At 61.6% G+C, this 24,268-nt stretch carries 19 protein-coding genes and 1 tRNA gene; 8 read left to right on the top strand and 12 right to left on the bottom strand.

Going from position 1 to position 24,268, the window contains the following annotated elements:
• The first annotated feature begins 403 nt into the window (after positions 1-403).
• Positions 404-1,411 (top strand): DUF1616 domain-containing protein, encoded by a 1,008-nt coding sequence (locus AArcSt11_RS10280; protein WP_250596843.1) that lies wholly within the window; start codon positions 404-406, stop codon positions 1,409-1,411.
• Between the two features lie 89 nt (positions 1,412-1,500).
• Here the strand turns inward: AArcSt11_RS10280 and AArcSt11_RS10275 are convergent, their stop codons facing one another.
• The gene (locus AArcSt11_RS10275; protein WP_250596842.1) at positions 1,501-2,046 is read right to left on the bottom strand and encodes a DUF7344 domain-containing protein; all 546 of its coding nucleotides are present in this window, start codon (positions 2,044-2,046) and stop codon (positions 1,501-1,503) included.
• A 385-nt stretch (positions 2,047-2,431) separates the two neighbouring features.
• Between AArcSt11_RS10275 and AArcSt11_RS10270 the strand changes: the two genes are divergently transcribed.
• From AArcSt11_RS10270 to AArcSt11_RS10260, 3 genes are read left to right on the top strand one after another with little or no spacing between them, the layout of a single operon-like run.
• Entirely contained in the window at positions 2,432-3,520 is a 1,089-nt protein-coding gene (locus AArcSt11_RS10270; protein WP_250596841.1) for a DegT/DnrJ/EryC1/StrS family aminotransferase, read from the top strand.
• Between the two features lie 18 nt (positions 3,521-3,538).
• On the top strand, positions 3,539-4,504 hold the full coding sequence (locus AArcSt11_RS10265; protein WP_250596840.1) for a Gfo/Idh/MocA family protein: 966 nt from the start codon (positions 3,539-3,541) through the stop codon (positions 4,502-4,504).
• Positions 4,505-4,506: 2 nt separating this feature from the next.
• Positions 4,507-5,901, top strand: a complete 1,395-nt coding sequence (locus AArcSt11_RS10260; RefSeq protein WP_250596839.1) for a nucleotide sugar dehydrogenase — start codon at positions 4,507-4,509, stop codon at positions 5,899-5,901.
• Positions 5,902-5,983: 82 nt separating this feature from the next.
• On the opposite strand, the gene AArcSt11_RS10255 is transcribed toward AArcSt11_RS10260, so the two are convergent.
• Entirely contained in the window at positions 5,984-7,201 is a 1,218-nt protein-coding gene (locus AArcSt11_RS10255) for a CARDB domain-containing protein (RefSeq protein ID WP_250596838.1), read from the bottom strand.
• Between the two features lie 283 nt (positions 7,202-7,484).
• Between AArcSt11_RS10255 and AArcSt11_RS10250 the strand changes: the two genes are divergently transcribed.
• On the top strand, positions 7,485-8,483 hold the full coding sequence (locus tag AArcSt11_RS10250) for a glycosyltransferase family 2 protein (RefSeq protein WP_250596836.1): 999 nt from the start codon (positions 7,485-7,487) through the stop codon (positions 8,481-8,483).
• 108 nt (positions 8,484-8,591) lie between these two features.
• A tRNA-OTHER gene (locus AArcSt11_RS10245) sits at positions 8,592-8,672 on the top strand.
• Positions 8,673-9,060: 388 nt separating this feature from the next.
• On the opposite strand, the gene AArcSt11_RS10240 is transcribed toward AArcSt11_RS10245, so the two are convergent.
• The 10 genes from AArcSt11_RS10240 to AArcSt11_RS10195 form a co-directional block, all read right to left on the bottom strand.
• Positions 9,061-10,041 carry an NAD-dependent epimerase/dehydratase family protein gene (locus AArcSt11_RS10240; protein ID WP_353617748.1) on the bottom strand — a complete coding sequence of 327 codons (981 nt, stop codon included), beginning with the start codon at positions 10,039-10,041 and terminating at the stop codon, positions 9,061-9,063.
• A gap of 80 nt (positions 10,042-10,121) precedes the next feature.
• Positions 10,122-11,951 carry a hypothetical protein gene (locus AArcSt11_RS10235; RefSeq protein WP_250596835.1) on the bottom strand — a complete coding sequence of 610 codons (1,830 nt, stop codon included), beginning with the start codon at positions 11,949-11,951 and terminating at the stop codon, positions 10,122-10,124.
• Positions 11,952-11,956: 5 nt separating this feature from the next.
• Positions 11,957-12,964, bottom strand: a complete 1,008-nt coding sequence (locus AArcSt11_RS10230) for a glycosyltransferase (RefSeq protein ID WP_250596834.1) — start codon at positions 12,962-12,964, stop codon at positions 11,957-11,959.
• Positions 12,965-12,980: 16 nt separating this feature from the next.
• Positions 12,981-13,985 carry a GNAT family N-acetyltransferase gene (locus AArcSt11_RS10225; RefSeq protein ID WP_250596833.1) on the bottom strand — a complete coding sequence of 335 codons (1,005 nt, stop codon included), beginning with the start codon at positions 13,983-13,985 and terminating at the stop codon, positions 12,981-12,983.
• A gap of 70 nt (positions 13,986-14,055) precedes the next feature.
• Positions 14,056-14,961 carry a polysaccharide deacetylase family protein gene (locus AArcSt11_RS10220; RefSeq protein ID WP_250597044.1) on the bottom strand — a complete coding sequence of 302 codons (906 nt, stop codon included), beginning with the start codon at positions 14,959-14,961 and terminating at the stop codon, positions 14,056-14,058.
• A gap of 13 nt (positions 14,962-14,974) precedes the next feature.
• Positions 14,975-16,351, bottom strand: coding sequence for a nucleotide sugar dehydrogenase (locus tag AArcSt11_RS10215; RefSeq protein ID WP_250596832.1), 1,377 nt, complete (start codon positions 16,349-16,351; stop codon positions 14,975-14,977).
• The gene (locus tag AArcSt11_RS10210) at positions 16,351-16,929 is read right to left on the bottom strand and encodes an acyltransferase (protein WP_250596831.1); all 579 of its coding nucleotides are present in this window, start codon (positions 16,927-16,929) and stop codon (positions 16,351-16,353) included. Before AArcSt11_RS10210 ends, AArcSt11_RS10215 begins: the two co-directional genes overlap by 1 nt.
• A gap of 232 nt (positions 16,930-17,161) precedes the next feature.
• Positions 17,162-17,371: a hypothetical protein gene (locus tag AArcSt11_RS10205; RefSeq protein WP_250596830.1), complete on the bottom strand. Its 210-nt coding sequence runs from the start codon at positions 17,369-17,371 to the stop codon at positions 17,162-17,164.
• Between the two features lie 78 nt (positions 17,372-17,449).
• The gene (locus AArcSt11_RS10200) at positions 17,450-19,291 is read right to left on the bottom strand and encodes a hypothetical protein (RefSeq protein ID WP_250596829.1); all 1,842 of its coding nucleotides are present in this window, start codon (positions 19,289-19,291) and stop codon (positions 17,450-17,452) included.
• 507 nt (positions 19,292-19,798) lie between these two features.
• Complete coding sequence (locus AArcSt11_RS10195) at positions 19,799-21,277, bottom strand: flippase (RefSeq protein ID WP_250596828.1); 1,479 nt, start codon at positions 21,275-21,277, stop codon at positions 19,799-19,801.
• A gap of 326 nt (positions 21,278-21,603) precedes the next feature.
• Between AArcSt11_RS10195 and AArcSt11_RS10190 the strand changes: the two genes are divergently transcribed.
• Complete coding sequence (locus tag AArcSt11_RS10190) at positions 21,604-23,211, top strand: alkaline phosphatase family protein (RefSeq protein WP_250596827.1); 1,608 nt, start codon at positions 21,604-21,606, stop codon at positions 23,209-23,211.
• Positions 23,208-24,212 carry a GNAT family N-acetyltransferase gene (locus tag AArcSt11_RS10185; RefSeq protein WP_250596826.1) on the top strand — a complete coding sequence of 335 codons (1,005 nt, stop codon included), beginning with the start codon at positions 23,208-23,210 and terminating at the stop codon, positions 24,210-24,212. Before AArcSt11_RS10190 ends, AArcSt11_RS10185 begins: the two co-directional genes overlap by 4 nt.
• Positions 24,213-24,268: the final 56 nt, after the last annotated feature.

Here is a 24,268-nt window from a genome sequence, read left to right as displayed (position 1 = left end):
ACTGTTTGTTAGAAAATATTGTATACTGTATAATCCTGTGTGCTATTGTGTTACTATCTGGTAGCCCAGTAATACCTGATCGTACACTCCGTTGGTTTTGGGTATTTTCAGAGTCTGAACGATACTTGCTCTGGATCGAACGATCGAAATGTGACCGAACGCCTCCGTCCAGAGGAGACAGGTCATCGGTCAGTGAGGATCGACACCCACGGGAACGGTCCCGATCAAACAACGATCACCCAGCCCATGGCGCTGTGACCGGCCGGGGACCATCCATAGGAGGGGAATAACAAAACGCCACTGTCGCCATCATCGCAGATGAGCGATCAATGTGGGAAGTCAGTTCAGTGCAGCGGGAGTGTAGAATCTGCCGAGTAGCCTGTTCTCAGCCGTGGTATCGCGGATGAGTGGGGACAAATCCACCACAGAGCGGGCCCGAGAGCTAGTTACCTCTGGTTCCGCGGACGCGACGTTCGTCATCGGCTACGTCGGCGTGGTTGGGACGCTCCTGTATGTTGCCGACATCGGCGGAGTCGTTCGAACGATTCTGGGACTACCCATCCTCCTCGTCTTGCCCGGCTACGCGCTCGTCTCGCTCGCGTTTCCGGGGGGGACCGACGAAACACGGCCGCCCCCGGGGAGTGAAGAGTCGTCAGTTGGGCTGCTCGCGACCGGTGTTCCGGGGTGGTACGAGCGGCTTGCCCTGTCGGTCGGGATGAGCGTCGCACTCTTGCCCCTGTTCGGTCTCGTTCTGGCGACAACGCCGTGGGGGTTCTCCGCCGGCCCGGTGCTTGTCTCTCTGGCCGTGTTCATCGTTGTCGTGATGCTCGGCGGGGTCGCACGGCGGGTCCAGCTCCCCGAGGAAGAACGGTTTCAGTATCCGGGTGCCGCGTCGGATACCAGCCTGTTCCCGGAGGGTAGTCCTGTCGACGGAGTTCTCAACGCCGTTCTTCTGGCAAGCGTCATTCTCGCGATGGGGGCGGTCGCGTACGGGCTGGCTGCACCCCAGCTGGAAGCGGGCTCGACAGAGGTACAACTGCTCACTGAAACCGATGACGGAGAACTCGTCGCCGGAGAGTATCCGGAGGCAATCCCACCGGGTGAGAGCGCCGAAATGATCATTGGCGTTACCAGCGACGGGACGGAGTCGTCGACGTATACCGTCGTCATCGAGGCCCAGCATGTCGAGGAAGATGGCGACGAGTTAGCCGTCCTCGAGGAGGCGGAACTCGGTCGGCTACAGCTCACTCCGGAGCCGGGCGAGCGTGCGACCCAGGAAACCACGATCTCGCCACCCATGGCGGGCGAGAACATCCGGCTCAACTACTACCTCTACGAGGGTGATGCACCAGAGGACGCCGATTCCGAGACGGCAGATGACCACCTCTGGATTACCGTCGACGGCGTGTGAGCTCCTCCTTTCTACTTCACGCGATCTGACAACCACGTGGCCCCAGACTGCTTTTCCGTCTCGTCAGTTCGTACCGAGTAGAGAACAGGCTACTGACGCTTGTCGATCAGTTCCGAGGACAGTCCGTCCCCACGTCGCTGGGTGGTGATCAGATGGCCGATCGCTGTGACTGCGAACGCGAGAATAATGAGCAACCCGGCGGCGAACTGTGAGATCCCACCGATGAGACCGATCGCCACCGCACCATAAAAGAGCCCGCCGACGATCGCAATCGCGAGGTAGTACTGTTGCCACGGTTGTTCTTCCTCGTCTCGCGAAAGATACGCGCTGATATCGACTGCCTGATCAGCCAGTACAACGTCGCCGGAATCGGAGTCGTACTCGATGATTCCGGCATCGTCCATCTTCGGAACGTGCGTCTGATACAGGGAGACGTAGACGCGCTTTCGCTGCTGGCTCGATAACTCCTCGACGTCGACTTCGTTCTCCCAGGCCGCAACCTCGTCGGCGAGATCGCCGATAGTTACGGGTTCGTCGACCTGGTTCAGGTAGTACAGCACGAATCGACGCCGTGGACTACTCAGCAGATCAAACACCACATCTTGTGACAACTTGTCACTGTCGGCTCTGGACATTAGTTTCGTCTCATACTGGTCATATCCCCCGCATGCGCTTTTGACCCTCTACAGTTGCAGGTCAGCTATTCGTTACTTTGTTACAGACCGGCTAAACGAATCGATGGAAAATATGCAGTCTTTGACCGTGACAGGTGGGAGACGACCCGATTTCTCGATTGGGCTCGGAGAGTTCGCCACCCGCTGATCCACCGCCTGCCGGGAAAACACGCGCTACCTGACGTACAACCCGTCTATAACAAAGGTAGCAGGTCGGCAACAATGTCATAGTTCCCGAGACCGGAGTAACAATGCTACAGACCATCATATCGATTTTCAATAGCCCAGTATTGGACAGTTCAACCAGCAGGGTCTCTGAACCCCCAGTGTGCAGTGAGGTGCCGTAATGGCGAACATATCGATTGCAGACCCCGATCTCGGCAGAGTTGAGGCAGAACGAGTCGCCGACGTGATCGACAGTGGGATGGTCGCCGACGGGCCGACCGTCAGACAGTTCGAATCGGCGTTCGCCGACTACTGCGACGCCGAGCACGCGGTGGCAACCTCGAACGGGACGACCGCCCTGCACGCGGCGTTCGAGGCGCTTGATATTGGCCCAGGAGATCGGGTCGTCACGACGCCGTTCTCGTTCGTGGCAAGTGCAAACGCGATTCGGCTGGCCGGAGCGGAGCCGGTCTTTGCCGACATCGATCCCGAAACGTACAATCTCGATCCGGACGCAGTCGCAGAGCTACTCGACGCCCAGGGCGGGACCATCGACGCGATCCTCGCCGTCCACCTCTACGGGTTGCCTGCAGACATCGAGCCGCTGGCAGAGCTCGCGGACGAGCACGATCTACTGCTCGTCGAGGACGCCGCACAGGCCCATGGAGCCACCTACAGCGGTGAACGGGTTGGGTCGTTTGGCGACGCAGCCTGTTTCTCGTTTTACCCCACGAAGAATATGACGACCGGGGAAGGTGGGATGATCACGACCGATCGGGAGGACGTCGCCGAGCGTGCCGCCCAGTTCGTCAATCACGGGCGGAGCGATACCTACGAACACGTCGAACTCGGGCACAACTTCCGGATGACGAGCATCGGGGCGGCAATCGGGCTCGTTCAGCTCGAGAAGTTGCCCGAGTACGTCGCAAAGCGGCGGGAGAACGCCCGAATGCTGACCGACCGACTCCGGAGCCAGCCCGCGGTCGCGACGCCGTTCGAGCCCGCGTACGCGAGACACGCATATCACCAGTATACGATTCGATGCAAGAATCGGGACTCTCTCAGGACCTATCTCGACGATGCGGGGATCGGTACCGGTGTCTACTATCCGACACCGATCCACGAGCAGCCAGCCTACGACCACATCGATGTGGACGCACCAGTTGCCGAGCAGGCCGCCGAGGAAGTGCTGGCCCTGCCCGTTCACCCCGGACTCTCGACCGATGACGTGCGATCCATTACCACAGTTGTGCAGTCCTACTACGGATAACAGTTTGATACCACAATCATGAGTACGAATACGATCGACGTCGGCGTGATCGGCGTTGGCAACATGGGACGACACCACGCGCGGGTGTATCAGGAACTCCCGACGACGAAGCTAATCGGTGTTGCTGACGCCGATCTGGAGGCCGCGACGGGTATTGCATCGGATTACGAAACGACCGCACTCTCGATCGAGAAGCTCCTCGATCGAGTCGATGCCGTCTCGATCGCCGTCCCGACGGAGTATCACTTCGAGACGGCGATGGCGGCATTCAGGAAGGGGACACACGTGCTCGTCGAGAAACCGATCGTCCACGCGCCGGAGTATGCGCAGGAGCTCATAGAGTCCGCACGCGAACGCGACCTCGTCCTGCAGGTCGGCCATATCGAGCGGTTCAACCCGGCGATACAGGCGCTCGTCGATATCGTTCCGGATCTCGACGTGCTCGCGGTCGACGCCAGACGTCTCGGGCCGCCGCTCGACAGGGAGATGGGAACCAGTCCTGTTCTCGACCTGATGATTCACGATATCGACATATTGCTGTCCCTGCTCGACGAGAAGGGAGAGGTCAGACACGCGAGTGCAACTGCGGACGACCAGCACGTTACCGCAACGGTCGAGTTCGGCGATGTGCTGGGGACATTGACGGCCAGTCGGATCACCCAGCGCAAGGTCCGCGAACTGACGATTACAGCCCGCGAGTGTCAGGTGTTCGTCGATTACATCTCCCGGTCGATTCAGATCCATCGCCACTCCTTGCCGGAGTACATCGAGGAGAACGGAGATCTTCGCTATCGACACGAGAACATCGTCGAGCATCCGACTGTCGAGAACGGCGAACCGCTAAAAAAGGAGCTCGCTGCCTTCGCCGAGGCGGTCCGGACGGGAACCGAACCGGTCGTTACCGGAACGGACGGGCTGGACGCTCTCAGGGTTGCAAGCGAGATCGAAACCGTCGCGCTCGGGGGTGAACGGGTCATCCAGTAGCGATGTCGAAGACGCTCCAGGACATCCAGTGTTCGCGGCTGTACCGCAGCAGCGCCACACCCGACCAGCAGCGTGCGGCGTTTCAGTCCGGCGACGTGCCGGTCGCCGTATACGGCCTCGGTCGGCTCGGTCTCTCGCTGTCGATGGTCTATGCCAGCACTACAGGTCGTGTCGTCGGGGTCGGCAGCGACAAAGAGCGTGTTACCCGTATCGACGAGGGGGAGTGTCCCATCGACGACGAACCACGGCTCCCCTCCCTCGTCCGAACGGCCACAACCGCAGGTGCGTTCTCGGTGACCACCAGAACAGGAGCGGTCGCAAAGGAAGCGAGTGTTCACGTTATCGCTGCCGAAACCGGTATCAGATCGGATAATGCACCGGACTTTTCCGAGCTCAGGACGCTGCTTCGGGACATCGCACCCGCTCTGGATTCCGGAGATCTCGTGCTGGTCGAATCGATCGTTCCACCCGGAACGTGCCGCGATATCGTTCAGCCGATCCTGCTGGCCGGGAGCGACCTCGACGCCGACGAGTTCGGGGTTGCGGCCTGTCCATCCCGTGCCACCCCGGGGAGATCCCTCCGCGAGATGCGCGGCAGCTATCCGAAGATCGTCGGCGGCGTCGACGCCGAGAGTACCCTCGCCGCCGCGCTGGTGTACGACGAACTCCGGGTCTCGGAGGTCGTCACAGTCAATACCAGCACAGTCGCCGAGTGTGCCCGGGTCGTCGAGAGCGTCTACCGGGACGTCACGATCGGACTGGCGAACGAACTGGCAGGACTGGCCGACGAACTTGACACCGACATACCCCGTGCGATCGAGGCGGCGAACACGCACCCGCGCTGTGACGTCCCCGATCCGCGACCAGGCACCGGGGGGTACGACCTCCCGGACACGCCATACTATCTGATCAACGAGTGTGCGTCGTCGACCCCGCTGATCGAATCAGCGAGGGGGGTTAACGAGTCGATGCCCGAACAGCTCGCGAATACGCTCGTCCGTGAGCTAGCGGCCACCGAGACCCATATCGAAGACGCCGTCGTGTTGTTGCTCGGACTGGCTCATCATCCGAACGTTGGCGAGACGCGGGCCGCCCCGGCGATCGAGCTGTCGGACACGTTGGCGCGCTTCGGGGCGACAGTCGTCGGTGTCGACCCACTCGTCGAGGACACATCCGCATTCGAGAACATCTACTTCGCGGGGGTAGATCACGTCCGGGAGATGGATCTCGACGCCGTGGTGGTAGTCACCGATCACGATGTGTTCGACGAGTTCGACTGGTCAGCCTTCGATCCGCCACTGGTAGTTCTCGACGGCAGAGGGTGCCTCGATGGGTCGACCGACGCGAGCCTCGGCGCACACCACGTCACGAGGTTTGGCGTCTCGTCGTCGAACTGAGACTGCTGCCGAATCAAGTTGCAGTGAATCCTCTCCTGTTCGATTTTGGATACAGAGTTCACGAGAGCGGGATGCTCTCGGTCTACGACTGATACCGACGAGCGTAGCTAACAGCGATCAGGGCCGCCAGCGCGACGACGCCAGCGAGGACGCCGAAGCCATGCAGTCCGTCATCCCCAGTCTGACCCTGGGTGCCGGTTCCGTCACCGTTGCCCTCGGACTGGTTTCCGTTGGTGTTGGTTTCGTTACCAGTAGTTTCGTTCCCGTTCTCGCTGCCGGTCCCGTTCGAGGGCTCGTCGAGTACCTGCACGGACGTAGTCGTCCCGGCGACACCCAGTTCGTAGCTTCCGGGCTCCTCGAACGTCACCTCGGTCGTCAACTGCGTGCTCTCACCCGCCCCGAGTGAAACCGTCTTTGTTTCGATCACCTCACCCTCGGCAGTGAACTCGACATCAAACTCGCCGTCGGCGTTCCCGACGTTCGCGACAGTGGACCGGATCTCGACCGTTTCACCGGGTGCAACTGTCGACGGGAACGCAGTGAGGCTGGAGACAGAAAGCTCCGGCACGCCACCTGGAGTGATCGTGATCGGCTCGTCGAGGCTTGGCAGAGATGTGCCCGTGTGGGAGTTGCCGGCGCCGGAGATCAGTTTCCAGTCGTCGAGCTGGCCGTCATATCCCTCGGGATCCTCGTAGCGGTAGTCCGCCTCCTCGTTGAAGTACGGGTCGATCGTGATCTCCCAGTCACCATCGTCGAGACCTCCCGTGAACGCGCCACCGTCAGTTCTCCCTTCCGTCCAGATCCAGGTGATCCGGCTCGACGTGTCGTCGTGGTCGAACGTGTCGAGGGGGCCACCGAAGTGGCCCTCGCTGTAGGCATCGTCTTCGACGACCCACTCGCCCTCCTGGGGCAACCCGTCGATCTGCATCGTGAGCGATCCCCCGCGTGTGTCCCCATCGACTCTGTCGTGGACGAGAACGAGGCTGAGTCCGTCACTGCCCTCGTGGAGCATGAGGATGCTCGTATCGTCTTCCTGGAACTCTGTGGTTCCGTACGAGCTGTAGAGGTAGTCCGGGTAGTCGTGGGTCTCCGGCGTTCGGTAGTCGTAGAATTCCTCTGCGGTCTGGGTTCCGTCACCGACCGGTGAGATCTCGAACTCTTCGTCGCCCTGAGTGACCACGTAGGTATCATCGTCACCTGTCGTCCCCGCAGCCCCGGGCGGGACAAGCGCGGTGACACAGGCGATGCAGACGAGGACAATCAGGGCTGTTCTCAGAAATTGGGCGGTGTTCGTATCCATCTCTCGTTCGTTACGGTCCATTCCCGCTTTGCCGCCTTTGTTATAGCGCTACTTTCGTTTCGTAGGGTCGTTCTTCTCATTACGATACGGATCACAACGGCCGGAAACAGCCGATTTTCCCGAAGAGGGCCGTCCGACGTACCTTCACTCTGCTACCGGCGGTGTGTCGACTGTCGGAGTGTCAGTATCCGGCACAAGGTCAGTATAACAATGAGACGCTCCCACCTCGTGAGGAGTACGATGAACCGAATCGTCCGTACTACCGTTCCCCCCACCGACCAGAATGTACCGAGAGCATAGTATCGGCGTCGTCGTCCCGGCGTACAACGAGGAAGGCTTCGTCGGCGAGGTCATCGATACACTCCCCGAGTACGTCGATCGGGTGTACGCCGTCGACGACTGCTCAACGGACGGAACGTGGGCAGAGATACAGGCACACGCGGACCGACGCAACGCAAACACGGAGCAGGCGCTCGCGGACGGCGGTGTCCAGTTCGACCGACACGTCGTTCCGATCCAGCACGAGGTGAATCGGGGCGTCGGCGGCGCGATCAAAACCGGCTACCAGCGTGCGAGAGATGACGAGGTCGACATCACGACGGTCGTCGGCGGCGACGGCCAGATGGATCCCGACCTGCTGGATCGCCTGCTCGACCCGATCGTCGAGGAGCGTGCCGAATATGTCAAGGGCAACCGGTTGCTACATCCCGAACACCGCGAGGAAATGCCGACGTTCCGGCTCGTCGGCAACGCCATCCTCTCCTTCCTCACAAAGATCGCAAGCGGCTACTGGAGCATTGGCGATCCACAGAACGGCTACACCGCCATCTCGCTCCACGCGCTGGAGACCGTCGCAATCGACGATATGTACGAATACTACGGCTACTGCAACGACCTGCTCGTCAAGCTCAACGCCGCCGATCTCAGAGTCACCGACGTCCCGGTACCAAGCCGATACGCCGACGAGGAGAGCCACATCTCCTACCCCGAGTATATCCCGAGAGTCTCGCTCATGTTGCTCTCGAATTTCCTGTGGCGCTTGCGTGTAAAGTACCTGACACGAGACTTCCACCCGCTTGTCCTCCTCTACGGGATCGGTGCGGCGGCGAGCTTCGTGGGAATTTTCAGGGGGCTTCGGAACGTGGTCGGGGTGGTTCGTCGTCGCGAGCACGACCGCGAGAGTTCGCTCCCAGTCGTGTTGCTTGGCACGCTGATGCTCGTCCTCGCAATGATCTTCGACATGGTAGAAAACGAAGAGCTAGAAGAGCGGGAGGTCGACTGAGTGGCGGTACGCTGAGAATACGTACAGTATCCACAGAATAACAATACAGTGATCGGCCAACAGATCTGATAGCGGCCGCGGCATGGGGCCATGTCGCAGCGACATACTGGAAGGGTAGCTCAGTGGCAGAGCACCACCATCTCGGTGGGGGCCTTACGGCTTCGTGTGGTTCGAATCCCACCCCTTCCGTGACACGACGAACGGACGTGAGGAGTGGCACGGTTTCGTGGGATTCGAGCCCTGCAAGACGAGCAAAGCGAGTCTTGCTCCGGTTCGAATCCCACCCCGTCCGCCTGTGCGAGGTCGTCACGAACAGGGAGAGTGACGGCTCGAAGCGACACGTCGCTTCGGTGAACGGACGTGAGGAGTGGCACGGTTTCGTGGGATTCGAGCCCTGCAAGACGAGCAAAGCGAGTCTTGCTCCGGTTCGAATCCCACCCCGTCCGCCTGTGCGAGGTCGTCACGAACAGGGTGGGTGACGGCTCGAAGCGGTTTGCCGCTTCAGTGCGTGAACACGACGAGCCAGGCGTTCGTGTGGGAGCTCGACGTCAAAACTCCACAGAGGAGCGGACCGTTCTCATCGCCTGCCTGCGACGAGATCGGCGAGCCCGTCTTCGAGCGAAACTGATGGCTTATAATCGAGGAGTTCACGAGCGCGCGCGAGATCAGCTTCGCTATGCCGGACATCGCCCTGTCTGCCGTCGCGGTGGACGATTTCGGAGCGCGATCCGATCACGTCACGGACGAGTTCGGCGAGTTCACGGATAGACGTGCTCGTCCCCGTCCCGATGTTGTACGCCTGCCCGGTATGGTCGGTCGTCGCCGCAGCGAGATTGGCGTCGACGACGTCCGAAACGTGGACGAAATCACGGGTCTGTTCACCGTCTCCGTGGACGGTGATGGGACCGCCGGTGCGAGCCTGTTCGAGGAACGCAGTGATGACACCGCTGTACTCGCCGCCGGTCTGTCCTGGGCCGTAGACGTTGAAGTAGCGCAGCGGGACGGCGTCCAGATCGTACAGATCGGCGAACGTCCTGGTATACTGATCGATCGCGAGCTTGTCGATTGCGTACGGCGACTTTGGACGCTTCGGGGCGTCCTCCGCGATCGGTGTGTGTTCGGGGTCGCCGTAGATAGCACAGCTGGAGGCGACGACGATCCGTGCGTCCTCCTGACGCGCCCGTTCGAGCAGTTCGACGGTCGCGGTTGCGTTCGTGCGGTGGCTGCGCACCGGCTCCTCGATCGACTCGTCGACGCTCACCAGTCCCGCCTGGTGGAAGATCACGTCGACGCCATCGGTCGCCCAGTCGAGCGCCGAGCCGTCACGGAGATCGCCCTGAACGAACTCGACCTCGTCCGGGACCCGATCAATCTCGCCGGTCGAGACATTATCGAGGACCCGGACGTCGTTGTCCGCTACCAGTCTGGCCGCAATGTGGCCGCCGATGAATCCAGCCCCGCCGGTGACGAGGACGGTCCGGTCGGTGATCATCGACGTTGTCGTGTCGACCCCTGTTGTCGGAGTTGTGCCGGTCGGTGTCTCCTGTGATCCGTTCATACGCGTACGAGGCGAGAGTTGCGAATTGTTATAGACGCGTTACTGACGTGTCACACCGGATGTGACCAGCTGTCGGGACGCTACTCGTCCGTATCGTCGGGATCGATCAGGTACAGTTCGAACTCACCGTTTGACTGGACGCGGTCGATCTCTGTCCGGTGCTCCAGTTGTTGGAAGCCCCGTTCGGTGTACCGGAGCTCCTGGAACAGGCCGACTTCGCGGTCGTAGTCCGCCGTGGTGACCGGTACGTAGGTCCGGTCGTCGTAGGCTCCCGCGAGATCGTCGTTGAACGCGTCTTCGGGGATCGCCTCACGGCTACCCGGGAACTCCTCGGCCGTCTGCGAGGTGGTACCGTAGTAGGCATGGACGTACCGCTCCGGGCCGGAGCGGATCCCGGCGAACTGGACCTCCTCTACACGGTCGTCGAAGGCAGTCTCGTAGCCGCTCATCTGTCCGTCGGAGATCTGGTTGCTCGGCTGGTAGATGTATGGTGACGGGTGGAATGCGATCAGTTGCATGACGAGGAAGACGACAAAGAGCAGCCCGATCCCGGTCGAAAGGACGGGTTTCGCTCCGAGAGTGCCGAGACGATCGATCGAGATCGTGATGGCGACAGCGCCCATGAGGGTGACGAGTACCATCACAAACCCGAAGTACCGGAAGTACTGATCGCCTGCATCAGCGACGAAGAAGAGAACGAAAAAGACGCTCGCCGGGATCGCTGCGACTATCAGGTACTGCAAGAACCCGCGACCGTTCGGGCCGACCCGTGCGAGCTGGCCGATCAGCAACGCGAGAACGAGCAGCCCCGCCAGTATCACGTACAGGAAGGTAACGCTGAAGAGTTTCACGAACATCTCTTCGAGGCTGCCCCCGAGGACGGCCAGCGAGACCGTCCGACCGGCGACGGTTGTGCCGGGTGTCCCACCGGCGAGAAGTCCAGTCGTGATATCGACCACAGCGACACGAACCCGTTCGAGGCGTGGGACCCACAGCAGGAACAGGAGTGTAAAGAGCGCAGTCTGGTCGTAAAGCAATCGCTGTCGGTTGATCGGATGTTCCGGATCCCGAAACGTCGAGTACCCATACTGAACCAGGGAGATCAACAGGAAGGCTCCGAGCAGGTTCAGGGCCTGCTGTGGGTGGATCAACATCGTCGTGATAGCCGAGAGTCCGAGCAGTAACCCAATGCCGGAGACCGACCCGATCGGATAACGTTCCCCGCGGTCGCGCATGTAGCCAAAGAGCAAGTAGAAGACTACCGGTACGAACATGATCGTCTGCGAGGTCGGATGGGCCGTAGTGTGGACACCGATGTTGTTGATCGGCAACAACAGTAGTCCCGAGAGAACTCCGACCAGCATCGCTGGACCGGAGTTCGTAATCGAGGCGACACATAGCGGCACGAACAGCAGGAACAGCGCGAAGAACACGACGACAGTCAGCATCAGGGCATGCGTGTCCGCGAGTGCCGCACCGTTGGAGAGCATCGTGGCGATCGAGTGCACGGCCGGATAGCGCATACTCGCCGGATGGAGGGTTCCGGCCTCGAACATGCGGACCCAGCCGAGATGGCTCATGGAGTCGCCGGGGCCGTAGAACCGAAAACTACGGAGAAGGGGAAGCGAGAGTACGCTCAGCACAGCGGCACCGGTGAGAACTATCGATCCCTGCCGTACCCGTCTGTACCGCGGCGATGTGAATCCTACCCCAGTCCCGATGAGTCCCGCGAGGCCGATACCGATCCAGAAGAGGGTCGGCGTGCTGGCGTAGAACGCGATCTCGTATCCCGTTGCCGGAGTGGTGCGCGCGGCGAGGACGCCGACGGTCAGCGCGAGAAAGCCGATCATCAGGAGTACTTTTCTCGTACGTGTTTCGGCTGGATCAGTGCGTGGTACTCTATCTGACATTGGGATCACCCATCGAGAACCTCACGGTACACGGAGAGCAGTCGCTCGCCCATTTGCTCGATCCGCAGTTCCGCGATCACCGCCCGACCGTTCGAGTCGGTATCGGCGTCGAGAACGGAAACGAGACAGTCGACGAGGTCGGCATCGTCGTGAGCGACGAACGAGTGCTGAACGCCGCGCAGTCGCTGGCGAACGTCGCCGACATCCGTCGCGATGACTGGCAGGTTACAGGCCATCGCCTCCTTCACCGAGTTGGGCGACCCCTCGCGATCGGACGTTAACAGCAGCGCGTCCGCCGCGTTCATATACACCGACATCCGCTCGTGGGGAACCCCTGTCACGAACTGAAGCTCGATCGGTTCGCCGACCCGTTCTCGCGCCGCGGCGACGACGCGCTCGGCCAGTGGCGCGTTTTTCACCGACTTGCCTTTTGCGTACGGGAAGAGAACGTGTTTTCGCCCCGGATCCCAGCCAAGGTCTTCCTGAGCCGCCTGCTGATCGGCAGGCTGGAACCGATCCAGGTCGATTCCGTGCGGGATGACGTACGGAGTACCGCCCAGCTCCGTGGCCATCCCATCCGACATGACGATCGTCGCATCGGCCAGTCGAGCACAGAGCTTGCTCAGTGGGCCGAACCGGCCGTACAGATCCGATCCCCACAGCGAAATAACCACTGGCAGATTCGGCTGGAGCACCGCTGCGGGCGCAGTGAGGCCGTAGTTCGCGTGGACCAGATCGTACTCGCCAAACGATTCCCTGATCGCCCGGGGAAGGAATCGGAAGTAATCGACCGCCGAACGACCGGCGAGCGCTCCCTCCCTGGTGACGCGTTCGTCCGGCACTGCGACAGTCGTCGAAGAGACACCCAGATCCTCCAGGACCGACACCTGTTGCTTGAAAAAGCGGGCCTCCGCAGTCGTCACCAGATTCAATACCGAGAGATCCGCCCGTCCCGACGGCTCGCTGTCCTCCTCGGTTGTCGGAACGACCCCGACCTCGTCGTGTCGACTCATACTGTGCCTCATTGACTCACTTTGCCACCATCCGGTAGGCGCGTTTGGCCACCTCCATTCCCGCCCCCGAAGACTCCGTGACGTAGTAGGGAACGAGTTCCGCGCCGAACTTGCTCTTGTACTGGCAGAGTCGCTCGGTGTTGGCCCCCATCAGATCGTAGCCGGTGACCGAATCGATCGGGGGGTCCTCGATGATGTCGCGGATAACGTGCCAGTGAAGCAGGCTGTTGATCTCGACGTTCTCGTAGGTCGTTCGCGTCCCGCCCTGCCAGAAGTAGCCCGCGTCGTTCGAGTACAATACGGTGATTCCGGCGAGAAATCGTCCCTCGGGCGTCCGGGCAACGTAGACGCGCGCTCGGTCTTCGAGTCGAGTTACGAGGTCACGGACGTACGGCCACTCGAGCGAAAAGGCCCGGTCTTGCTCCTCGTAGCGTCGTCGGGTCGCGTCGTACACCGAGCGGGCACCCTCGACGCCTTCGCGCTCGATTCGAAGGTCCAGCTCTTCGCCGTCGCCTATTTCCCGGCGGAGACTCTTGCTAAACGAGCGTCGGACGTCCTCGGGCGAGCGGTCCTCGAGGTCGAGTACGTAGGTGAAATTGGTCTCGACGTCCATGTCGGCCCACCGGTAGGGTCGCGGATCGGTGTACGCTGCGGTACAGATCGATCGAAACAGCGTCAGCGAGTCCTCGACCGCGAGCTCCTCCAGCACCGCCTCGGTAAAGCGGCGGTTGACCCGCTCCCGTTTTCGCTGTTTCGGGCTGGTCGGCATGACGATCGGACCGAGCCGCGGGATCCCCATTCCCGGCGGGGGAGAGAAAACGGCGCGGCCGACCGAACGATCCTGCACGACCACGGGGAAGAGCCCAACCGGCTGCTCTCCCTTGTAACCGCCGTACAGTCGTAGCTCTCCCGGCGCGTGGTCGGCAACCACCGACAGCGCGCTCGGCGTGTGAAATACTTCGATCCCCTCCTTGGGAAGGGCACCACTCCAGTCATCGAGAGTAAGCTCCTCAATTTGCATACTGCTTATTCTGTCTATGATCAACCACAGCTATCCTTTGTTATCGCGTTCTTACTGGCACCATGAGCGGCTACTCGGCGGGGTCGGAGACCGCCGGTTCGGACGTGTCATCGGTGGGGTGGTCGAGCTGGTCGTACAGCTCGCCAGGGGGGCCGACCCACGCCCCGCGATCCAGTGCTGCCTCGATGATCCGCCGATAGAGCGCACCCCAGCCGGGGAAATCCCGTCGGCTGAAGTATCGCGGATGCCACAGAATCGTCATCACCGCGCCGCGGTCAGCTGCTTCCGTGAGGACCCGCTTGCACTCGGCCCACGCCTCCTCGAAGCGCTCTGAAGGGTCCGGGAGGGCAACCTCCATGATCGTCAGCGGGAAGACGACGAACTCGTCGTCGAAGGGGCGCTGGATCGAGTCGCCGTACTGGAAGCCGTAGGTTTGACTGGAGCCGAGACTGGTATCGTACTGGAGACCGATCGATCGCTGCTGTCGCCACGTCTCGGGGACGTCAAGGTTGAGATAGTGCTGGCGACCGCCCCGAACCGGCTTGCCGAGCACCGATTCGACGCGAGCTTTCTCCCGGCGAAGCCGCTCGCGGTCGTCGTATGACTCGTAGGAGCCGTGCAGTCCGACCTCCCATCCACCCTCATCGAGTTCGTGGATCACGTCGACGATCGCCGGGTCGTCGAGCGAGTACCGGCCCATATATCGCATCCAGTTGTCGGGCTCGAACCAGTCGCGGACGGGACGGTCCCGCAGCAGGTGTTGCTCGTCGAGGAAGTAGAAGGCGGAACGAACGCCGAGTGAATCTTCCAGATCCATTAGCCGCTCGAACTGCCAGTACGGGTTCCGGCCCGGGAGGAGGCTTTTCAGCTGTCCGGGGTCCCGATCGGCGAGCGCGTAGTAGGCCGACTGATACGTCTTGTACGGGCGGTCCACGTCGTGCGTGAGACACAGCGCGAAGGGGTGATCGTCGATCATCTCGGTCGTCCCCTCATCGTGGGCGTCCCGTACCGATCGCGTAGTGGCGGTGATCGGTCCCCGCGAGGTCGAGCGCGGCGTGGCCATCGACCACGACGAGTGGGCGCTCGAAGGCGGTCCAGTCGATCGCCTCGAACTCATCGTGAGGGGTGACGAGAACCACGGCATCGAGGTCGTGGTCGTACAGCGTTTCGAGGGGGACCTGTTCGCCAGCGAACTCACTCGTGTCATCGAGCATCGGATCGATCGTCAGGACGTCCGCACCGAGGTCTGCGAGTCGGTTGGTGATCGGCATCGCCGGGCTTGCGCGAGTCTCTTCGACGCCGGGACGGTAGGTGAGCCCGAGCACAGCGACCCGGGCCTCTGCCACGTTCTTCCCGTCGCTCGCCAGCTCCTCGGCGAGCTTTCTCACTGTGAACGCGGGCATCTCGTCGTTGATCTCGCGGGCGGTCCTGAGCAGACGGTTTCTGGTCTCTAGCCCCTCGATCAGGAAGTACGGATAGTAGGGGATGCAGTGCCCGCCGACGCCTGGTCCGGGATCGTGGATATCACAGTACGGCTGGGTGTTGGCGACCTCGATCGCCTCGCGGACGTCGATCTCCAGTTCGTCCGTCATCCGGGCGAGTTCGTTCGCCAGCGCGATGTTGACGTCCCGGTAGACGCCCTCGAACACCTTGACCGCCTCCGCAGTGGTCGTATCGGAGACCGGAATCGTCCCCTGCTCGTTGATCGCATCGTAGATGAGTCCGGCAACGCGCGTACTCTCCGTGTCGATCCCACCGACGACTTTCGGGTACGCTCCCCGGATGTCTTCGAGCGCCCGCCCGCTCGCTGTGCGTTCCGGGCAGAAGGCGAGGCCGAACTCGCCAGCTGCCAGCCCGCTCTCTCGCTGCAGCCGGGGGTAGACCATCTCCGAGCAGGTCCGGGGCGGAACCGTCGATTCGACAACGACGAGATCCCCCGGGGACAGCCCGGTCGCCACGTCGTCGACGACGCTCCGCAGGATCGAGAGGTCGGGGACGTGCTCGTCGGTCAGGAGCGTCGGGATGATAATGACGTGAACCGTGGCCTCGCGGGCCGCATCCGCCGGATCCGCAACCGCACGCAGTGCGTCCTCCCCGACGAGTTCCGTCACGAGTTCGTCGAGACCGGGCTCGCGCTTGATATGGCTCTTCCCGTCGTTGATCCCTGCGACGACGTCCTCATCGATATCCGCACCGATCACGTTCCCGCAGGTCTCGGCGTACACGCCCGCGAGCGGGAGACCCATCTTGCCGAGCCCGTAGACGGCGACCGGTATCTCGCCGGACCGGAACGCGTGGCGCTGTGCCTCGGTCGGGGCGTCCTCGCGACCGGGATCGTACAGCAGCCCAGACACTGTTCGGCTCATTAGATCAGATTCCCTCCGTCGAGCGGCTCCGGTAGCTCTCTGTGAACGGCGGGCGCACCCACCGCCAGCGTCTCGGGCGGGACATCCTCCGTGACGACCGCACCCGCGGCGACAAAGGAGCCCTCGCCGATCGTGACGCCGGGGAGCAGCACGGCGTTCGCACCGACCGAGACGTGATCTTCGAGCGTCGGCCCAACAAGCCCGTCGTCACGCCGAACCGGGTACGGATCGTTCGTACAGACGGCGTGGGGACCGAGAAATACCTGATCGCCGATATCAGTGTACGGCGGGACGTAGACCCCAGTTTGCAGGCTGACCGAGGAGCCGATCGTCGTTTTCCCGTCGATTACGGCGTTCGTGCCGACTGTCACGTCGTCGCCGATTGCCGTTCGCTCTCTCACGACTGCGTTGTGACCGGTCTGGAACCGGTCGCCGATCTGGACGTCCGAGTAGATGATCGTCCCGGATCGGATCGTCGCGTCAGCACCGATAGCGGGTGGGTCGCCCTCCTCGCCGGGTGTCCCGATCGTGACGTTGGGCTGAACGTCGACACCCGGGCCGTACTGTGTGCCGGTCATTCGGTCACCTCGAATCGCCGTGGAGTCCGGTTCGATGCCGTTCGCCGCTTGTCATTCGTCGCGTGAGTGTCGAGTAGATCCATGCGTGGTCACACGCCCGCCGAGGCGTTATCGGCGAGAGGCGACGGCGTCGCTTTGTTATAGCCGTGTTTCGACGGGTAAGCCAGGGTTACCGCGGTCCCGCACACTGGTCTCAGCCGCTGGAGACAAACGAACCACAGGGCGCGGATCGTCAGCGGTTCTCGACGACGTCGGTCACAGCCGACCGTTCGGCGACGATGAAGGCGTCCGACCGGAGGGCGTCCTCGTCAGCGGGGAGAAAGAGCAGTTGCTCGCGACCGCCAGTATCGGTGGAGACGATGTCCCACTCAATCGGGTCGTAGCCGAGATCCGATTCGGGATCGGGATCCATCGGGACGGTCTCCCACTCGTTCGAGGCCACGATCAGGCACCCCCCGCAAGATCCATACGGAGATCGAGAGCCGGTCCCGTCGAAAGGGTGGTAGTTCCGTTCATTGCACTACTCCCGATCGATGTGGAGCGCAGCATTGCCCCGGACTTCGACGCTGATGACGTTTCCGGAGTAGCGATAGCCGTCCGTCCCCTGACCGACGACACCGATCGCCCTGTCCCCGGAGACGTTCGAGGGCAGCGTATCCCACGCCAACCCCTCGTTGACGATCGAAGTATGTGCTTCACTCCGTTCGAGTTCTCCCGAAACCGTGAGCACGTACTGGCTCACGTCGTCGCTTTCGGAGCCGTCAACCATGATGACGTTCGACAGCGAGTCGTCGTCGCTGTCGGACTGCTCATCGTCAGGCGGTGACGAGTCCTCATCGGTATCGTCGCTACCCTCCGTCTCGTCGTTGTCGCCCCCGTTCTCGTCATCGTCTTTTTCCTCTGGTTTGGTTCGCTCGACGAGTTCGTCCGCGTCGACGCGGTCGCCGTCGAGTTCGATCACCATATCGGGAGAGTCGACCCGGGCCTCGGTGATCGCGCCGTACACCTCGAACGCGTCGCCGAAGCCGTTCCCGGAGCTCCCCTCCGCGCCGTACCGGTCGTCGTCGCGCTCGATGACGTAGTTGCTGGTCGCCGCGACGGCGTTTCCGCTCGGGCTGTCGTACGGCGAGTCGGTCAGCGGCTCGATCGGTCCGTCGGCGATGAAGCGGTACTCGGAGCGGGGCGCGTCCTCCGTCGTGATGAACGTCACGAGGTGGGGCTCCATCTCCGGATGCTCGCTGGTCGACGGGCTCTCCCCGCGGTCGCCGATCGGTGCTCTGGGGACATCCGACGCCATATCACACTGTGACCCCTCACAGTTGTTCGTCCCAGTTTCGATCCGGAGGTTTCCGGACCCTGTCGCGTGGTTCTCCCGTCCCGACCAGTCACCACCGCGGTGGTTGATCGCCGGGTTGTCAGCCTCGTTGTACACGCGAGTGTTTTCGACGACGCCGCTGCCGCCGCCGTTTCGTGGGTTGATCTCGATCGATGCGTACGGCAGTTCGTTGTATACATCACAGTCGCGGATCGCAATGTCGTGTCCATTGCTCGCCGTCCCTTCCCGGATCCAGATCCCCCGCATGTTGACGGCCCGGCTGGATCCCCACAGACCACGTTGCTGGTCGGTCAGGACGACCGTCGCTCCTTCGATCGTCGAGTTCGAGCCACCCACGCGGATGTTCGCGATGTTATTGTTTTTGTAGAGCCCACCGGTGACGTTGATCGCACCGTCGCTGCCGTTCGAACCCCCGGGCGCACTGCCGTACAGACCGTTATCGGGGAAGTTCTCCAGCCAGCAGTGCTCGAAGTTCGCAACGCCGGCGTGTCTCGGCCGGACGAACACTCCCTCACCGCTGTCGTGGTTTCCGTCCGGGCGGGCGATCCGGCGGAGCGTCACTTCGTCATCGCCGTGCGCTCGGACGGTTATGTTCCCATTACCGCCGGCGACGCCACGCCAGATGATGTTGTCGACGAGGACGTCCCCACCGCTGGCGGCGATCACCTCGGAAAAGCTGTAGCCATCGCGATGCTCGAAAACGACATCTCCGAACTCACCTTCACCACGGACGACGAGATCGGCATAGCCCGAACTGTGCCCTCTGGTAAACGCTCTCGTCGAGTACTGGTAGGTTCCCGCGGGAATGACGATTTCCCTGTTATCACCGATATGATTTGCGAGATATGCACCGGCATCATCGCCCTCCTGGAGTCCTTCCTCGCCGAGATGTATCTCGGTTGCAGTGGCCATACCAGAGAGTAGGCTTCCCGTACCGAGAGCAGTCGCCACTGTTCCAGCAGTTCGCAGGCAGGATCGTCTGTTCAGCTGCGGCCGGTCGTTATCGGTCAATCGGTCATCGCTCATGTCCCGGTAGGAACAACCTACTATAATAACGGTTTTGACCGATTTGAGCAGTAGTAGTACCAGTATTAGGATGATTAACTACGGATAGCGAGCCATATTTATGAATACATACCAGTTACATATGCAAGTAGGTGAGATACGCTCACTTCGCAGGGGAGATACCTGAGCCGCAACCAGTACCGCGCTGCCGAAAATATGCCAGTATTTACCACGGGAAGCAGGTGGAAAGAGGATATTTCCTGACCCTACAGTCCGAACAGCGGGGAGAATACGGATTCGCCTGAATCTGCGTTCAGATGCCGTAAATAGCCCGTAAGGATGTGCTTACCGGCGGCACACGAACACAAAGTGGACCGGATTATCAGTTAGATGCTACTACAGTAGGTGCGTGAGCATCCGACTCAGGTGCCGCCAGTATCGGCTGATCGCGTCGGACAGAGAGCGCTTCGGAGGGGCGCACGAGATCGATACAGTTCGTGTCCTCCTCCGGATCGGCACAGTCGCCGTTCAGTTCCGTTCTGCCAGAAACGCGACGGCCTCGTCGGGATCGATCAGGCCGACAGCAACGGAGAGAATCGCCCAGATAGCCACGCCAGCTGCGATCGTGACGGCGAGAGTGAGCAATCCCGAAACGTACGGGAGCGAAAGCAAGACGACCGTTCCCATGACCAGTGAGATGCCGGTTACGACGACGGCGCTCCTGCCGAGCGAGACGAAATCGAGGCCCAGTTCACGATGGATTACGTACACGTTGATCGCCGTGTACATCGTGAAGGTGATCACCGTCGCGAGCGCCGCCCCGACAACGCCGATCAGGGGGAGCAACAGCAGGTTCAAAAAGAAGTTCGCAATGGCGGTAACGCCTTTCGCGATGGCACGGATCCGCGCCCGCCCCAGATAGTCGAGGCTGTCCGTCGTGATGAGGTTGATCGCGTTCACGAGGACGAAGAGGCTGAGGACCTGCAGGACTGGAACTGCCCCGAGATACTCCGCACCAACGACGTACCGGATCAGCGGGTCCGCAACCAGTACCAGCCCGACCACACCGGGGATGTACAGCATGGAGACGTGCCGAAAGGACTCCTCGTAGATCCGGGCCGCGACGTCCGGCTCGTCGGCGAACTTCTGTTCGCCAAGCGCCGGCGAGATGGTAAAGCCGAGCGATCGGACCGGAATCGCCGCGAACTCGGCGACCTGCCTCGCGATCGTGTAGAAGCTCACCGCGGTCGCGCTCAGGAGTACGCCGACGAGTACAGTATCGACACGCTTGTCGAGGACGTTCGCACCGCGGGTGGCGGTCAACGGAATGCTGTATTCCAGTATCCGGCGTGAAAGCCCAGGCTCGAGCTGTGGTGCCCCGTCGAACTGGCTGTAAAAGAAGACGTACAGTCCGACGACTCCGAACGCCACGGACGCAACGTAGCCGAGTATATATCCCGTAAACGCACCGATCACGCCGTACCCGAGGACGACCAGCGTAATGACACACACCAGCCGGGCGACGCTCTCGATGATTCCCATCACTGCGCTCCAGTCGACGCGGTTGAATCCCTGAAACGCGAGTATACAGTACTGGTTGAATGCCCGAAAGAGTACGTAGGCGATCCCGACGAGCAGGAACGGAGCCAGCGCAGGTTCGTTGAGGATCGTCGCAAGCCAGTCGTTCCCGATGAACAGGCCTACCCCGACTATTCCGGAGAGCACGAGAATATACGTCGCCGACTGTCGGAGTATCAGCGGGATCTGCGAGGGATCGTCTTCGAGATACGTGTTGACGTAGCGCGCCGTCGACTTCGGGAGTCCGGCCGAGGCGAAGATCGCGATGACGCCGATGACAGATAGCGCGAAGTACAACAGCCCGTACCCATCAGGGCCGAGCAAGTAGCGCGCGAGGACGATAATCATCGCGGCGTTGGCGACTGACCGAACGATTCGTGAGAGCAGCGTGGCTTTCAGACCACGGGAGATGCGTTGTGAAAGGGACATTGAGCTGTCGTTCTGTTCGGCGACTGCCGGCTGGAGATCGTCCGATCGGCTCTATGATAGCGGGGCCGTTCACGGGCTTTGTTATAGCGTTGTTACCAGCAACAGAACCAGGGGCCGACTGCTCGACCGCTGATACCTCGAACGAACCACTGCCAGAAATCGATCGACACGAGTGGGACAGACCGGCTACGGGACGTACTGGCGCGGCGCCGAATCTGACCACCGTCAGAGCGGCCCCGGACCGACGCCGAGCTGATACTAGTTGAGGTATACTACATGCCGAAAGAGATCCATAACAAAGAGTTACACCCGCCAGGATATCGCACATGCAAACACTGCTTGTCGGTATCGACGCAGCCTGCAAGCGGGTACTGGACCCGCTGTTCGAGGCTGGGGCGACACCGACGCTCGAATCGCTATTCGAGTCGGGCGTCTCCGGTACCCTCGAATCACAGATCCCGCCGTGGACACCGAGTGCCTGGCCCGGCGTCTACACCGGCGTCAACCCGGGTCAACACGGGGCTTTTAGCTTTCTCACGTTCGAGGGCTACGACTGGGACGTTATCAACCGGACCGACGTGGACGAGCTAGCCATCTGGGAGTTGCTGGATCGGCAGGGGTTCTCAAGCGTTGTGGTCAACGTTCCGGTTACCGGTCCGGCGGACGAGATCGACGGTGCAATCGTCCCCGGCTACACCGCTCCCGAAGATCCACGCTGTCACCCCCAGGGCCTGCTAGACGACATCCGTGAGGAGATCGGCGAGTACAGGATCTACGGGGAGATCCCGGCCAGAAAGACCCCATCAGAGGCAAAGATCGAGGAGTACTGTTCGTTGACTCGAAGCCGCGGTGAGGCATTTCGCTACCTCGCCGACCGGTTCGACCCCGACTTTGGCTTCCTGCAATTCCAGCAGACCGATACCGTATTTCACGAGTACCCCGACCACTGGAACGTCGTCGAGCGGATCTATGAAACCGTCGACGAGCAGGTGCGAGCGACGATCGACGAGCACGACCCCGACACCGTAATCGTCGTCAGCGACCACGGGATCGGCGAGTACGAGGGCTACGAGTTCCGGGTCAACGAGTTTCTCGCCGACGAGGGGTTCGTCGAACGCACGGCCGGGGAAAGCGGAATGCCCTCGTGGTCCTCGATCGCGGAGTCGGAGCTTCTGGAGGGAAAATCGGGGAAAAGTGACGAACGATCGATCCTCGAGCGGTCGCTGTCAGCAGCCGCGAGCGTCGGACTGACGAGCCAGCGGATCGCGGCGGCGCTCGACCGTGTCGGACTAAAAGAGACCGTCGCAAAACGCGTCCCCGGCGACATCGCGCGTGCAGCGGCCGAACAGGTCGATTTCGAGTCGTCAACGGCGTATATGCGATCCCGGATCGAGCTCGGCGTCCGGATCAACCTCGTCGGACGGGAACCATCTGGGATCGTCGAACCCGGCGAGTACGAGACCGTCCGGACGAGACTCATCGACGCGCTGGAAGGCGCCAAAACACCCAACGGGGATCCGGTGTTCGAGTCGGTCGTCCGCCGCGAGTCGCTCTATCATGGCAAGCACGTTGAGAACGCGCCGGACATCGTGACGATTCCAGCGGAGTTCGATCACTTCCTGACCGCGTCCCTTCGCGGCGACCAGTTTGGCCCTCCACAGGAGCCATGGAATCACAAGATAGATGGGAGCTTCGCGGTATCCGGCACGGCGATAGAAGCGCCCGGAACCGCGACTGCCCACCTGTTCGACATTGCACCGACGGTCCTTGCAACGCTGGATGTCCCGGCCAGCGACCGGATGGACGGCTCCGCAATGCCCTGTGTCGAACCGGCCGGTCGGAAGGCGTATCCAGAGTACCATCGAGACGGGAAGACTCGAACGGATGACGCCAAGGTCGAACAGCAACTCGCCGATCTGGGGTATATCGAATGAGTATCGAGATCGAGCGCTTCGATAGCGATAGTCGTGGGCGATGGAACGGGCTGGTCGAGCGCTCGCCACACAGCACTCCGTTCCACCGGTACGAGGCCCTGGAGGTGCTCGCCGAGGACTCCAGCACCGAGCTACACCCGCTGGTCGGGTTCAAGGGTCAGGAGCCGGTCGGCATACTTCCGGTGTTCGGGCTTTCACGGGGGCCGATCAGCACGGCGTTCTCGCCGCCGCCCGATCTGAAAGTTAGCTACCTCGGCCCGGCCTTGCTCAACTTCGAGAAGCTCAAGCGGCGCAAGGGGGAGCAACGGCACGAAGGGTTCATCGCGGCCTGCGTGGAGTACCTCGACGCGGAGTGGAATCCGAACTTCACACAGCTACGAACCGGGCCATGGTACGAGGATCCGCGGCCGTTCGGCTGGAACGAGTTCGACGTCGATATCGCCTACACCTACGTGGTCGATCTCACTCCAGACCCGGAGACGCTGTTGAAATCGTTCAGCAGCGATGCCCGGAGAAACGCGACCAACGAGGTCGACGCCGACGTGGAGATAACGATCGGTAGTCGGCGAGCTCTCACGCGAATCATCACACAGGTGACCGAGCGTCACGCCCGTCAGGGTGAGAGTTACAAGCTGGCGCCAGAAACCGTTGCCAAGCTGTACGAACGGCTCGGCGCAGAACGGGTGCGGCCATACGTCTGCACGGTCGACGGTGCGTTCGTCGGCGGCGTCGTGACTATCGAAGACGACAGGACGATCTACCGGTGGCAGGGTGGCGCGAAACCGGAAACTGACGTCCCGATCAACGATCGGCTGGACTGGCATATCATGACCGATGCGATGGACCGTGGGGTGGATCGGTACGACCTCGTGGGCGCGAACAACCAGCGCCTCTGTGGCTACAAGGCGAAGTTCGCACCCGACCTCTATACCTACTACAGCATCCATCACAATACGCCAGGCATGGGGCTGGTTTCGCGGCTATACAAGCAGCTCCGGTGAACCGTAGCGCGGAGATACCCGATCCCTGACGGGACTAAGACGGGCATTACAAAACC

Origin of the sequence: Natranaeroarchaeum aerophilus, from assembly GCF_023638055.1 — an archaeon.
GTDB lineage: Archaea > Halobacteriota > Halobacteria > Halobacteriales > Natronoarchaeaceae > Natranaeroarchaeum > Natranaeroarchaeum aerophilum.
This window is presented reverse-complemented; position numbering and strand designations above follow the sequence as displayed.

Excerpts from the sequence above, each read along its gene's own strand:
- AArcSt11_RS10195 (WP_250596828.1), bottom strand. The coding sequence starts at position 21,277 with ATGTCCCTTTCACAACGCATCTCCCGTGGTCTGAAAGCCACGCTGCTC.
- AArcSt11_RS10220 (WP_250597044.1), bottom strand. The coding sequence starts at position 14,961 with ATGATCGACGATCACCCCTTCGCGCTGTGTCTCACGCACGACGTGGAC.
- AArcSt11_RS10250 (WP_250596836.1), top strand. The coding sequence starts at position 7,485 with ATGTACCGAGAGCATAGTATCGGCGTCGTCGTCCCGGCGTACAACGAG.
- AArcSt11_RS10230 (WP_250596834.1), bottom strand. The coding sequence starts at position 12,964 with ATGAGTCGACACGACGAGGTCGGGGTCGTTCCGACAACCGAGGAGGAC.
- AArcSt11_RS10240 (WP_353617748.1), bottom strand. The coding sequence starts at position 10,041 with ATGAACGGATCACAGGAGACACCGACCGGCACAACTCCGACAACAGGG.
- AArcSt11_RS10225 (WP_250596833.1), bottom strand. The coding sequence starts at position 13,985 with ATGCAAATTGAGGAGCTTACTCTCGATGACTGGAGTGGTGCCCTTCCC.
- AArcSt11_RS10185 (WP_250596826.1), top strand. The coding sequence starts at position 23,208 with ATGAGTATCGAGATCGAGCGCTTCGATAGCGATAGTCGTGGGCGATGG.
- AArcSt11_RS10215 (WP_250596832.1), bottom strand. The coding sequence starts at position 16,351 with ATGAGCCGAACAGTGTCTGGGCTGCTGTACGATCCCGGTCGCGAGGAC.
- AArcSt11_RS10200 (WP_250596829.1), bottom strand. The coding sequence starts at position 19,291 with ATGAGCGATGACCGATTGACCGATAACGACCGGCCGCAGCTGAACAGA.
- AArcSt11_RS10255 (WP_250596838.1), bottom strand. The coding sequence starts at position 7,201 with ATGGATACGAACACCGCCCAATTTCTGAGAACAGCCCTGATTGTCCTC.
- AArcSt11_RS10270 (WP_250596841.1), top strand. The coding sequence starts at position 2,432 with ATGGCGAACATATCGATTGCAGACCCCGATCTCGGCAGAGTTGAGGCA.
- AArcSt11_RS10190 (WP_250596827.1), top strand. The coding sequence starts at position 21,604 with ATGCAAACACTGCTTGTCGGTATCGACGCAGCCTGCAAGCGGGTACTG.
- AArcSt11_RS10260 (WP_250596839.1), top strand. The coding sequence starts at position 4,507 with ATGTCGAAGACGCTCCAGGACATCCAGTGTTCGCGGCTGTACCGCAGC.
- AArcSt11_RS10235 (WP_250596835.1), bottom strand. The coding sequence starts at position 11,951 with ATGTCAGATAGAGTACCACGCACTGATCCAGCCGAAACACGTACGAGA.
- AArcSt11_RS10210 (WP_250596831.1), bottom strand. The coding sequence starts at position 16,929 with ATGACCGGCACACAGTACGGCCCGGGTGTCGACGTTCAGCCCAACGTC.
- AArcSt11_RS10265 (WP_250596840.1), top strand. The coding sequence starts at position 3,539 with ATGAGTACGAATACGATCGACGTCGGCGTGATCGGCGTTGGCAACATG.
- AArcSt11_RS10275 (WP_250596842.1), bottom strand. The coding sequence starts at position 2,046 with ATGTCCAGAGCCGACAGTGACAAGTTGTCACAAGATGTGGTGTTTGAT.
- AArcSt11_RS10280 (WP_250596843.1), top strand. The coding sequence starts at position 404 with ATGAGTGGGGACAAATCCACCACAGAGCGGGCCCGAGAGCTAGTTACC.